The 229-nt window shown below is 51.5% G+C and carries 1 rRNA gene; it reads right to left on the minus strand.

The features are described 5' to 3' along the window. Positions 1 to 229, minus strand: a 23S ribosomal RNA gene (locus AC25MA_RS25865); the annotation flags it as partial.

Genomic DNA, 229 nt, shown 5'->3' on the forward strand with positions numbered 1-229 from the left:
TCTACCTAACCACCTGTGTCGGTTTGGGGTACGGTTCCCAGTTATCTGAAGCTTAGGAGCTTTTCTTGGAAGCATGGCATCAACCACTTCGCGCTCTAAAGAGCACTCGTCATCAGCTCTCGGCCTTGAAATCCCGGATTTGCCTAAGATCTCAGCCTACCACCTTAAACTTGGACAACCAACGCCAAGCTGGCCTAGCCTTCTCCGTCCCTCCATCGCAATAACTGGA

It is taken from the genome of Pseudomonas sp. P65(2024) (genome assembly GCF_057480955.1).